This is a genomic window from Streptomyces sp. NPDC026515, assembly GCF_055567595.1.
On record NZ_JBVHQD010000011.1, the window covers coordinates 1 to 11,196 of the forward strand.

At 69.2% G+C, this 11,196-nt stretch carries 11 protein-coding genes; 3 read left to right on the plus strand and 8 right to left on the minus strand.

Going from position 1 to position 11,196, the window contains the following annotated elements:
- Positions 1–149 precede the first annotated feature (149 nt).
- From ACZ4O3_RS23460 to thyX, 3 genes are all read right to left on the minus strand, one after another.
- The gene (locus tag ACZ4O3_RS23460) at positions 150–1,835 is read right to left on the minus strand and encodes a ribonuclease J (RefSeq protein ID WP_362718898.1); all 1,686 of its coding nucleotides are present in this window, start codon (positions 1,833–1,835) and stop codon (positions 150–152) included.
- Positions 1,836–1,991: 156 nt separating this feature from the next.
- Positions 1,992–2,891 (minus strand): 4-hydroxy-tetrahydrodipicolinate synthase, encoded by a 900-nt coding sequence (gene dapA, locus ACZ4O3_RS23465; protein WP_362718901.1) that lies wholly within the window; start codon positions 2,889–2,891, stop codon positions 1,992–1,994.
- Positions 2,892–3,117: 226 nt separating this feature from the next.
- Positions 3,118–3,858, minus strand: a complete 741-nt coding sequence (gene thyX / locus ACZ4O3_RS23470) for an FAD-dependent thymidylate synthase (RefSeq protein ID WP_362718904.1) — start codon at positions 3,856–3,858, stop codon at positions 3,118–3,120.
- Between the two features lie 200 nt (positions 3,859–4,058).
- Between thyX and ACZ4O3_RS23475 the strand changes: the two genes are divergently transcribed.
- Positions 4,059–4,295, plus strand: coding sequence for a hypothetical protein (locus ACZ4O3_RS23475; protein WP_467724072.1), 237 nt, complete (start codon positions 4,059–4,061; stop codon positions 4,293–4,295).
- A 90-nt stretch (positions 4,296–4,385) separates the two neighbouring features.
- A complete protein-coding gene (locus tag ACZ4O3_RS23480; protein WP_362718910.1) occupies positions 4,386–4,940 on the plus strand; it encodes a hypothetical protein in 555 nt (184 codons plus the stop codon).
- Positions 4,941–5,017: 77 nt separating this feature from the next.
- Here the strand turns inward: ACZ4O3_RS23480 and ACZ4O3_RS23485 are convergent, their stop codons facing one another.
- The 5 genes from ACZ4O3_RS23485 to rpsO form a co-directional block, all read right to left on the minus strand.
- Positions 5,018–5,470: a tetratricopeptide repeat protein gene (locus ACZ4O3_RS23485; RefSeq protein WP_362718913.1), complete on the minus strand. Its 453-nt coding sequence runs from the start codon at positions 5,468–5,470 to the stop codon at positions 5,018–5,020.
- A gap of 14 nt (positions 5,471–5,484) precedes the next feature.
- Entirely contained in the window at positions 5,485–6,237 is a 753-nt protein-coding gene (gene dapB, locus ACZ4O3_RS23490) for a 4-hydroxy-tetrahydrodipicolinate reductase (protein WP_362718915.1), read from the minus strand.
- A gap of 26 nt (positions 6,238–6,263) precedes the next feature.
- The gene (locus tag ACZ4O3_RS23495; protein ID WP_467724074.1) at positions 6,264–7,643 is read right to left on the minus strand and encodes a M16 family metallopeptidase; all 1,380 of its coding nucleotides are present in this window, start codon (positions 7,641–7,643) and stop codon (positions 6,264–6,266) included.
- The gene (locus tag ACZ4O3_RS23500; RefSeq protein WP_362718921.1) at positions 7,640–9,865 is read right to left on the minus strand and encodes a polyribonucleotide nucleotidyltransferase; all 2,226 of its coding nucleotides are present in this window, start codon (positions 9,863–9,865) and stop codon (positions 7,640–7,642) included. The genes ACZ4O3_RS23495 and ACZ4O3_RS23500 overlap by 4 nt, the downstream gene beginning before the upstream one ends.
- 351 nt (positions 9,866–10,216) lie before the next feature.
- Positions 10,217–10,504: a 30S ribosomal protein S15 gene (rpsO, locus tag ACZ4O3_RS23505; RefSeq protein ID WP_362718925.1), complete on the minus strand. Its 288-nt coding sequence runs from the start codon at positions 10,502–10,504 to the stop codon at positions 10,217–10,219.
- A gap of 280 nt (positions 10,505–10,784) precedes the next feature.
- Between rpsO and ACZ4O3_RS23510 the strand changes: the two genes are divergently transcribed.
- The gene (locus ACZ4O3_RS23510) at positions 10,785–11,078 is read left to right on the plus strand and encodes a DUF397 domain-containing protein (protein ID WP_467724076.1); all 294 of its coding nucleotides are present in this window, start codon (positions 10,785–10,787) and stop codon (positions 11,076–11,078) included.
- The last annotated feature ends 118 nt before the right edge of the window (positions 11,079–11,196 follow it).

The following is an 11,196-nucleotide window of genomic DNA, read 5'->3' on the forward strand; positions in this document are numbered from 1 at the left end:
TCGAGTGGGACCCTCCCCCCTGTCTGGAAAAAACGGACCCAATCCAGAGAACGGTTGGTTTCCCTGGTGGGGGGAAACAGAAACTGAATGGCCGGGGGCCTCCCGAAAAAAACGGGGGCCCCCCCGCTCCTGGTTGACGCGTACGCGGGTCAGACCTCCACGACCACCGGGAGGATCATCGGCCTGCGACGGTACGTGTCCGAGACCCACTTGCCGAGGGTCCTTCGGATGAGTTGCTGCAGCTGATGGGGCTCCACGACGCTGTCCTGGGCCGAGCGTTCCAGGACCTCCGAGATCTTCGGGACGACCGCCGCGAACGCCGAGTCGTCGATGCCGGAGCCGCGGGCCTGGATGTGCGGGCCACCCGTGATCTTGCCGCTGGAGGAGTCGACCACGACGAAGACCGAGATGATGCCCTCGTCGCCGAGGATCTTGCGGTCCTTCAGGGCCGGCTCGCCGACATCGCCGACGGAGAGACCGTCGACGTAGACATAACCGGCCTGGACCTTGCCGGAGATCTTGGCCTTGCCCTCGACCAGGTCGACGACGACGCCGTCCTCGGCGATGACGATGCGGTCGTGCGGGATGCCCGTCAGCGCGCCGAGTTCGGCGTTGGCACGCAGATGGCGCCACTCGCCGTGCACCGGCATCAGGTTCTTCGGCCGGCAGATGTTGTAGAAGTACAGCAGCTCACCGGCGGAGGCGTGACCGGAAACATGCACCTTGGCGTTGCCCTTGTGGACGACGTCGGCGCCCCAGCGGGTCAGGCCGTTGATGACGCGGTAGACCGCGTTCTCGTTTCCGGGGATCAGGGAGGACGCCAGGATGACCGTGTCGCCGTCGACGATGCGGATCTGGTGGTCGCGGTTGGCCATCCGGGACAGGGCCGCCATCGGTTCGCCCTGGGAGCCCGTGCAGACCAGGACCACCTGGCTGTCCGGAAGGTCGTCGAGCGTCTTGACGTCGACGACCAGGCCCGGCGGGACCTTGAGGTAGCCCAGGTCCCGGGCGATGCCCATGTTGCGGACCATGGAACGGCCGACGAAGGCGACCCTGCGGCCGTACTCGTGGGCCGCGTCCAGGATCTGCTGGATGCGGTGGACGTGGCTGGCGAAGCTCGCCACGATGATCCGCTTGCGGGCACCGGCGAACACCTGGCGCAGGACGTTCGAGATGTCGCGCTCGGGCGGGACGAAGCCCGGCACCTCGGCGTTCGTCGAGTCGGCCAGAAGAAGGTCGATGCCTTCCTCGCTCAGCCGTGCGAACGCGTGGAGGTCCGTCAGCCGGTTGTCCAGCGGGAGCTGGTCCATCTTGAAGTCGCCCGTGTGCACCACCATGCCGGCCGGGGTGCGGATGGCCACGGCCAGCGCGTCCGGGATGGAGTGGTTGACGGCGACGAACTCGCAGTCGAAGGGGCCGATGCGCTCGCGCCGGCCCTCCTCCACTTCCAGGGTGTACGGGCGGATGCGGTGCTCCTGGAGCTTCGCCTCGATGAGGGCGAGGGTCAGCTTGGAGCCGATGAGGGGGATGTCCGGCTTCTCGCGGAGCAGGAAGGGGACACCGCCGATGTGGTCTTCGTGCCCGTGGGTGAGGACGATGCCCTCGATGTCGTCGAGGCGGTCCCGGACGGACGTGAAGTCCGGCAGGATCAGGTCGATTCCGGGCTGCTCCTCCTCGGGGAAGAGCACTCCGCAGTCGACGATCAGCAGGCGGCCGCCGTACTCGAAGACGGTCATGTTTCGGCCGATCTCGCCGAGCCCGCCGAGCGGGGTGACGCGCAGGGCGCCTTCGGGGAGCTGGGGCGGCGGGCCGAGTTCAGGATGCGGATGACTCAAAAGACTCTCCTCACCACGCACGCCACGTACCGGTCGGGCACGTGGCGTGCGTGACGTTCGTGCATAAGCAGTTGTCGTTGTGGGATGCGGGCACCGGTGTCCCGCCGTATTCAGTTGTTAGGCCTTGCTACGCGGACATCCGCGCAAAGTCTGTTGTCAGAGCTGTACCCCGCCGGCGGCAAGATCGATCTTGAGCTGGGAGATCTCCTCGGCCGAACATTCGACCATGGGGGCGCGCAGCGGCCCGGCGGGCAGCCCCTGGAGGGTCAGCGCGGCCTTGGTCGTCATGACGCCCTGGGTACGGAACATGCCGGTGTAGACCGGGAGCAGCTTCTGGTGGATCTCCGCGGCCTTCTGTACGTCACCGGAGGTGAAGGCCTCGACGAGGGCCCTGAGGTCCGGGGTGACCACATGGCCGACGACCGAGACGAAGCCGACGGCGCCCACCGAGAGCAGCGGCAGGTTGAGCATGTCGTCGCCGGAGTACCAGGCGAGGCCGGACTGGGCGATGGCCCAGCTCGCACGGCCGAGGTCGCCCTTGGCGTCCTTGTTGGCGACGATCCTCGGGTGCTCGGCCAGGCGGACGAAGGTGTCGGTGCTGATCGGCACGCCGCTGCGGCCGGGGATGTCGTAGAGGATCACGGGCAGCCCGGTGGTGTCGGCGATGGCCGTGAAGTGCCGGTACAGGCCCTCTTGCGGGGGCTTGTTGTAGTAGGGCGTGACGACCAGCAGGCCGTGGGCGCCGTCGCGCTCGGCCTGGCGGGCGAGCTCGATGCTGTGGTGGGTGTCGTTGGTACCGACGCCGGCCACGATGTGGGCACGGTCGCCGACCGCCTCCACCACGGCCCTGACGAGATCCGATTTCTCCGCATCGCTGGTGGTGGGCGACTCGCCGGTGGTGCCGTTGATGATCAGGCCGTCGTTGCCTGCGTCCACCAGGTGGGTTGCGAGCCGCTGCGCGCCGTCGAGGTCGAGTGCGCCGTCCGCCGTGAAAGGCGTGACCATGGCGGTGAGGACCCGCCCGAAGGGGGTCTGCGGAGTGGAGGTCGGAGCCATGGGTTACACGCTACTCGGTGCTCACGACGTGGTCTGCCCTTGGGGTGCGGGGAAAGTCCGGACAAATGCGGAGCCCGGCACTGCCTGCTCGGGGGTTCAAGCAGTGCCGGGTCCGTTTGATCAGGCTAGATGAACTTCTCTAAATGCCGCAATACGGACACCTCGCCAGGCTGATCCGTACATCTGTGCCGAGCACGTCAAAGCGCACGACAGCCCCACGGCGTGGTCACGGCGCGACACGGCCGTTCGCGTTGAAGGCGGCGTGCGTGAGGGGCATGAGCCGGGCCCACTCCGCCTCCATCTTCTCGCCGGCCATCTCGATCTCCCGCTGCGGGAAGGAGGGCACCTTGGCCAGCTCGTGCTGGGTGCGCAGGCCGAGGAAGTGCATCAGCGAGCGGGCGTTGCACGTGGCGTACATCGAGGAGAAGAGTCCGACGGGCAGCACCGCCCGGGCCACCTCACGGGCGACACCGGCGGCGAGCATCTCCTGGTAGGCCTCGTACGCCTGACGGTAGGAGTCCTCCATCACCCGGCCGACGAGTTCCTGCTGCGCCTGGGAGCCCTCCACGAAGGTGTACTTGCCGGGGCGGCCCTCCTGGACGAGCTTGCGGGACTCACCGGGGACGTAGAAGACCGGTTCGAGCCGGCGGTAGCGGCCGGACTCCTCGTTGTAGGACCACCCGACCCGGTGCCGCATGAACTCACGGAAGACGAAGATCGGCGCACTGATGAAGAACGTCATCGAGTTGTGCTCGAAGGGGCTGCCGTGCCGGTCCCGCATCAGGTAGTTGATCAGACCCCTGGAGCGCTCAGGGTCCTTGTTCACCTCGTCCAGGGACTGCTCACCGAGCGTCGAGACGCGGGCGGCGAACAGGACGTCGGCGTCGGACGCGGTGTGCTTGACCAGCTCAACGGAGATGTCGCTGCGAGTGAAGATCTTGAGTTCGTCGGCGGGACTGTCGGTCACGGTGCAGAGGGTCCTTCCCCATCACGTCTTCGAAGCGGCGCCCACTCTACGGGGCTGGTGGGACCGCAGATCACGGGGCGTGCGCGACATTCGTCAGCGAACATCTGTGAATCTGCCGAAACTGGGCACCCTTTCGGGCAGTCGCTCGTCTGTACTACTGAGAGCATTCCGCACGAAGCACGCAGGAGGAAGTGCCCACTATGTTCCGTCGGCGCGAACCCGTACCCTTCGCCTTCATCGCCGAGGCCGACAGGTTCCGCAGCAATGTCGCTCCCCCGCCCCGTCAGCGGTCGTCGGTGAGCCAGATAGCCGGGCGGTGGATGCTCGGGCTCACCCTCGTCGCGGGAATGGTGGGTTCCCTGGTCCTCGGCATGCCGGCGCTGTCCACGCCGTCCGACCCGGGGACCCAGCAGTCGCAGGCCTCCCAGGGGCACTGACTCTTCCGGCCCCCCTCGAGTGGTGGCCGGGGACACAGGCGGATAACCTCACCGGGCACAGCCCATGCATGGATTGAGTGAGGACCAGCCGTGCCCCTGCCCTTCCTGATGGCCGACCGCACCGATGACGCGGCGCTCGACAGCCCCCTGCCCTACGACGACCGGGACCGCTGGCGGCGCCCCTACCGCCCCGGGCCGTGGCGGGTGGGCGGGGCCGCCCTGTGGCTGCTGCTCGCCTCGTTCGTGCTGTTCGCCGCGGTGGCGCTGGCCCTGACCGGCTCACTGGACTCCGCCGGAATCGTCCTCGGCATCGCGCTGCTGATCATCGCCGCCGCCCTGCGGATACTGCGCATGGGCGTGTGGGTGAGCGCGCGCGGAGTGCGCCAGATCGGCCTGCTGGGGACCCGGACGGTGCCCTGGAAGCGGGTCGTCTCGGTGCGCACGGCGCAGCAGCCGGTCCGCTGGCTGGGGCTGCCGCGCACGGTACAGGGGCAGGCGCTGACCCTCGTACGCAAGGACCGGCCCACGGCCGACACGGAGCCGCTGCTGACCACGCACGGGATGGACTTCCTGGGCCGGGCGTCGGCCTTCGACCGTGCGGCGGACGCCGTGGAGGCGTGGGCGGCGGAGTACGGGCGCGGCTGAACGCCACGCTGCACAGGTACGGCAGGGGCCGGTCCGCCGATGCGGACCGGCCCCTGCCGTACCTGTGCCGTATGTGTTCAGGCCTCCACCGGCCTGCCGTCGTGCAGGGCGATGGCGCGCTGCATCGCCCTGCGGGCGCGCGGGGTGTCCCGGGCGTCGTGGTAGGCGACGGCGAGCCGGAACCAGCTGCGCCAGTCGTCGGGGGCGGCCTCGGTCTCGGCCTTGCGCTTGGCGAAGACCTCGTCGGCGGAGTCCCGGTCGATGCGGCCGCCGGCGGTGCGTTTCAGTTCGTCCACGGGCAGGCCGCCCTCGGCGTCGAGTTCCGCGGCGAGGGCGTTGGCCCGGCGCACGAACTGGGTGTTCTTCCACAGGAACCACACGCCGATGACCGGCAGGATCAGCACCGCCACCCCGAAGGTGACGGTGAGGACCGTGCCGGTCTGGATGAGCATCACGCCCCGGCTGCCGACCAGGACGAAGTAGAAGACCAGGACGGCGGCCGTGACGACGTAGGAGAGCTTCGCGCGCATGTCAGAGGCCTCGATCAGCCCAGGTCCAGGTAGTTTTCCAGGCCGAAGGTCAGGCCTGGAGCGGTGACCACGCGGCGGACGCCGAGCAGGATGCCCGGCATGAAGCTGCTGTGGTGGAGGGAGTCGTGGCGGATGGTGAGGGTCTCGCCCTCGCCGCCGAGCAGGACCTCCTGGTGGGCGAGGAGGCCACGCAGCCGGACGGCGTGCACGGGGATCCCGTCGACGTCGGCGCCGCGTGCGCCGTCCAGGGCGGTCACCGTGGCGTCCGGGGCCGGGGCGGTGCCGGCCGTGCGGCGGGCCTCGGCGATGAGCTGGGCGGTGCGGGTGGCGGTGCCGGAGGGGGCGTCCACCTTGTTCGGGTGGTGGAGTTCGACGACCTCCACCGACTCGAACCAGGGCGCGGCGATCTGCGCGAACTTCATCGTCAGCACGGCGCCGATGGAGAAGTTCGGGGCGATGAGCACGCCGGTCTCCGGGGACTGGTCCAGCCAGCCGGTCAGCTGCGCGAGCCGTTCGTCGGTCCAGCCCGTCGTACCGACGACGGCGTGGATGCCGTGGCGGACGCAGAAGTCGAGGTTGCCCATCACCGAGGCGGGTGTGGTCAGTTCGACCGCGACCTCGGTGCCCGAGTCGGCCAGCGCCTCCAGCTTGTCGCCCCGGCCGAGGGCGGCCACCAGCTCCATGTCCTCCGCGGCCTCGACCGCCCTGACCGCCTCGGACCCGATCCGGCCCTGGGCCCCGAGGACCGCCACGCGCAGCTTGCTCATCTTCTTCGTTCCTTACCGGTGGTGTGTCAGGCGACGGCGTCGTGCAGGCGTGCGGCCTGTTTGTCCTTGAGCGGGCCGATGACCGACAGCGAGGGGCGCTGTCCCAGGATGTCGCGGGCCACGGAGCGGACCTCGTCCGGGGTCACGGCGGCTATCCGGGCCAGCATGTCGTCGACGGACATCTGCTCGCCCCAGCACAGCTCGCTCTTGCCGATACGGTTCATCAGCGCACCGGTGTCCTCCAGGCCGAGGACCGTGGAGCCCCGTAGCTGGCCGACGGCGCGGCCGATCTCCTCGTCCGGCAGGCCGTGCTCGGCGACCTGGTCCAGTTCGTCCCGGCAGATCTTGAGGACGTCGTGGACCTGCGAGGGCCGGCAGCCGGCGTAGACGCCGAAGAGGCCGCAGTCCGCGAAGCCCGAGGTGTAGGAGTACACGCTGTAGGCCAGGCCGCGCTTCTCACGGACCTCCTGGAAGAGCCGGGAGGACATGCCGCCGCCGAGGGCGGTGTTGAGCACGCCGAGCGCCCAGCGGCGGTCGTCGGTGCGGGGCAGGCCCGGCATGCCGAGGACGACGTGCGCCTGTTCGGTCTTGCGGCCGAGGAGTTCGACGCGTCCGGCGGTGCGGATGGTGCGGCTGCCCTGGCGCGGGCTGATGGGGGCCGCCTCGGCGGTGCGGAAGGCGCCGGCCTTCTCGAAGGCCGCGCGGACCTGTCGTACGACCTTGTTGTGGTCGATGTTGCCGGCCGCCGCGACCACCAGGTGGGTGGGGTCGTAGTGCTTCCTGTAGAAGCGGCGGATCCGGTCGGCGGTGAGGGCGTTGACGGTGTCGACCGTGCCGAGGACCGGGCGGCCGAGGGCGTTGTCGCCGAACATGGTGTGCGCGAACAGGTCGTGCACGCAGTCGCCGGGGTCGTCCTCGGTCATGGCGATCTCTTCGAGGATCGCGCCGCGCTCGACGTTGACGTCGTCCTCGAGGATGAGCGACCCGGTCAGCATGTCGCAGACGACGTCGATGGCGAGCGGCAGGTCGGTGTCGAGCACGCGCGCGTAGTAGCACGTGTACTCCTTGGCCGTGAACGCGTTCATCTCGCCGCCGACCGCGTCGATGGCGGAGGAGATGTCCAGGGCGGAGCGGCGCGTGGTGCCCTTGAAGAGGAGGTGCTCCAGGTAGTGCGTGGCGCCGTTCAGGGACGGGGTCTCGTCGCGGGAGCCGACGTGGGCCCAGATGCCGAAGGTCGCGGAGCGCACCGAGGGGAGGGTCTCGGTGACGACGCGCAGGCCGCCGGGGAGGGTGGTCTTGCGGACCGTGCCGATGCCGTTCTCGCCCTTGATCAGGGTTTGGGTACGGGCGACGGCCCGCGCCTCCGAGGAGGTGCGGGCCGTCGTCGTGGAGCTGCTCGACGTCACTTGTCGGTGTCGTCCTTTGCGTCCTCGGAGGAAGCGTCTTCCTCGCCCTCGATCACGGGGATCAGGGAGAGCTTGCCGCGGGAGTCGATCTCGGCGATCTCGACCTGGACCTTCTGGCCCACGCCGAGGACGTCCTCGACGTTCTCCACGCGCTTGCCGCCGGCCAGCTTGCGGATCTGCGAGATGTGCAGCAGACCGTCCTTGCCGGGCAGCAGGGAGACGAACGCGCCGAAGGTGGTCGTCTTCACGACCGTGCCCAGGTAGCGCTCGCCGACCTCGGGCATCGTCGGGTTGGCGATGCCGTTGATCGTGGCGCGGGCGGCCTCGGCGGCCGGGCCGTCGGCGGCACCGATGTAGATGGTGCCGTCGTCCTCGATGGTGATCTCGGCGCCGGTGTCCTCCTGGATCTGGTTGATCATCTTGCCCTTGGGGCCGATGACCTCGCCGATCTTGTCCACGGGGATCTTGACGGTGATGATCCGCGGGGCGTTCGGGGACATCTCGTCCGGCTTGTCGATCGCTTCCATCATCACGTCGAGGATGTGGAGGCGGGCGTCCCGTGCCTGCTTGAGGGCGGCGGCCAGGACGGAGGCCGGGATGCCGTCCAGCTTGGTGTCGAGCTGGAGGGCGGTCACGAACTCCTTGGTGCCGGCGACCTTGAAGTCCATGTCACCGAAGGCGTCCTCCGCACCGAGGATGTCGGTGAGGCTGACGTAGTGCGTCTCGCCGTCGATCTCCTGGGAGATCAGACCCATGGCGATACCGGCGACCGGGGCCTTCAGCGGCACACCGGCGTTCAGCAGCGACATGGTGGAGGCGCAGACCGAGCCCATGGACGTCGAGCCGTTGGAGCCGAGGGCCTCGGACACCTGACGGATCGCGTAGGGGAACTCCTCGCGGGTCGGCAGGACCGGGACCAGGGCGCGCTCGGCGAGGGCGCCGTGGCCGATCTCGCGGCGCTTCGGGGAGCCGACGCGGCCGGTCTCGCCGGTGGAGTACGGCGGGAAGTTGTAGTTGTGCATGTAGCGCTTGCGGGTCACCGGGGAAAGGGTGTCCAGCTGCTGCTCCATCCGGAGCATGTTGAGGGTGGTGACGCCCAGGATCTGGGTCTCGCCACGCTCGAACAGCGCCGAGCCGTGCACGCGCGGGATGGCCTCGACCTCGGCGGCCAGGGTGCGGATGTCGGTGACACCGCGGCCGTCGATGCGCTTCTTCTCCTTGATCACGCGCTCGCGGACCAGCTGCTTGGTCAGCGAACGGTACGCGGCGGAGATCTCCTTCTCGCGGCCCTCGAACTCCGGGAGCAGCTTCTCGGCGGCCAGACCCTTGACGCGGTCCAGCTCGGCCTCGCGCTCCTGCTTGCCGGCGATGGTCAGCGCGGCGGCGAGCTCCGGGCGGACGGCGGCGGACAGCGCCTCCAGGACGTCGTCCTGGTAGTCGAGGAAGATCGGGAACTCGCCGGTCGGCTTGGCGGCCTTCGCGGCGAGGTCGGCCTGGGCCTTGCAGAGCACCTTGATGAAGGGCTTCGCGGCGTCCAGACCCGAGGCGACGACCTCCTCGGTCGGCGCCTCGGCGCCGCCCTTGACCAGCTGGATGGTCTTCTCGGTGGCCTCGGCCTCGACCATCATGATCGCGACGTCGCCGTCCTCCAGGACGCGACCGGCGACCACCATGTCGAAGACGGCGTCCTCGAGCTCGGTGTGCGTCGGGAACGCGACCCACTGGCCGTTGATCAGCGCGACGCGGACGCCGCCGATCGGGCCGGAGAAGGGCAGACCCGCCAGCTGGGTGGACGCGGACGCGGCGTTGATCGCGACGACGTCGTACAGGTGGTCGGGGTTGAGCGCCATGATGGTGGCGACGACCTGGATCTCGTTGCGCAGGCCCTTCTTGAAGGACGGGCGCAGCGGGCGGTCGATGAGGCGGCAGGTGAGGATCGCGTCCTCGCTCGGCCGGCCCTCACGGCGGAAGAAGGAACCGGGGATCTTCCCGGCCGCGTACATGCGCTCCTCGACGTCCACCGTGAGGGGGAAGAAGTCGAGCTGGTCCTTGGGGTTCTTGGAGGCGGTGGTGGCCGACAGCACCATGGTGTCGTCGTCCAGGTACGCCACGGCGGAGCCGGCGGCCTGCTTGGCCAGGCGGCCCGTCTCGAAGCGGATGGTGCGGGTGCCGAAGGTGCCGTTGTCGATGACGGCCTCGGCGTAGTGGGTCTCGTTCTCCACTAGCGTTTTCTCCGTTACTTTCGTCTGCGATGCGTCTTTTGTCCCGATCTGCCCGTGTGGCAGGGGGACGGTGCCGGAGAAGCGCGCCGTGCTGTGCGGGCCGGTCTTCGATCGAAGCACCCGGGGCTCGCTTCCCCCCGGGGGCCACTACCGAGGACCGGCGGCGGCTTAGGTGCGCTTCTCCTCTTTCTGGGTCGTACGGCGTCGCTCTGTGCCGTACGGCGTTCTGTGTCGTGCGTATTGCGTTGTGCTACCACACTACAAAGCGTGAGTGACACTCCGCACGTTTCCGCACGTACGGCAAAGGGAGCGGCCCCGGGTGTCTCCGGGAACCGCTCCCTTGACGGCGTCTTACTTGGCGCCCGCCGCACCGCGGCGGATGCCCAGGCGGTCGACCAGCGCACGGAAGCGCTGGATGTCCTTCTTCGCCAGGTACTGCAGGAGGCGGCGGCGCTGACCGACCAGGATCAGCAGACCACGACGGGAGTGGTGGTCGTGCTTGTGGGTCTTGAGGTGCTCCGTCAGGTCGGAGATCCGACGGGAGAGCAGAGCGACCTGGACCTCGGGGGAGCCGGTGTCACCCTCCTTGGTCCCGAACTCGGTGATGATCTGCTTCTTCACTGCGGCGTCGAGCGACACGCTTACTCCTCGTTGTCTGAGTGCCCACCGAGCGCCCCCGGTCTTCATCGCGGGGGAGCTTCCACAACTCGGGAGGCGGGGATCCGTCGGGCGCGGCCTCAGGGGTCCACGGGGGACTCCGGGGGTGCGTACACAAACGGCCGTCGACCAGGGTACCAGTGCCGGAGTACGAGAATGTCCGGGACGGTCCCGGACCGTGCGAGACAGCCGGCGGCGGCGCGACCGCCAGTAGTGTGACGGTCACAGCATAGGTACGTCGTCGGGAAGGGGTCGCCGCCGGATGAGCGAGACGGCTGAGGAGATGAAGGCGCGCAAGGAGCGGGAGCGGGACGAGCTCTACGCGCTCGACATCTCGGGCGTCGAGTGGCAGTGCGCGCCCGGCACCGAGCAGGACGAGGAACGGGTCGAGATCGCCTACCTGCCCGAGGGCGCCGTGGCCATGCGGTCGTCGCTCGACCCGGGCACCGTGCTGCGGTACACGGAGGCGGAGTGGCGGGCCTTCGTGCTGGGCGCCCGGGACGGCGAGTTCGACCTGGAGCCGACCGAGCGCGACGACGGCCCGGCCGCCCGGTGACCGAGGGCCCGGTGGTGGGGGGGGGAGAGGGTTGTGGGTGCCCGCGAAGAGGGGGAGGCGCGTGTCCTTCCGCGCGGTCGGGCGGAGGGGGGGGGGGGGTGTGGGAGGTGAGTGTGTC

Bases quoted from the DNA above. Each gene is read 5' to 3' on its own strand.
- dapA (WP_362718901.1), bottom strand. From the start codon at position 2,891: ATGGCTCCGACCTCCACTCCGCAGACCCCCTTCGGGCGGGTCCTCACC.
- ACZ4O3_RS23475 (WP_467724072.1), top strand. From the start codon at position 4,059: ATGTTCCGTCGGCGCGAACCCGTACCCTTCGCCTTCATCGCCGAGGCC.
- ACZ4O3_RS23485 (WP_362718913.1), bottom strand. From the start codon at position 5,470: ATGCGCGCGAAGCTCTCCTACGTCGTCACGGCCGCCGTCCTGGTCTTC.
- dapB (WP_362718915.1), bottom strand. From the start codon at position 6,237: ATGAGCAAGCTGCGCGTGGCGGTCCTCGGGGCCCAGGGCCGGATCGGG.
- ACZ4O3_RS23510 (WP_467724076.1), top strand. From the start codon at position 10,785: ATGAGCGAGACGGCTGAGGAGATGAAGGCGCGCAAGGAGCGGGAGCGG.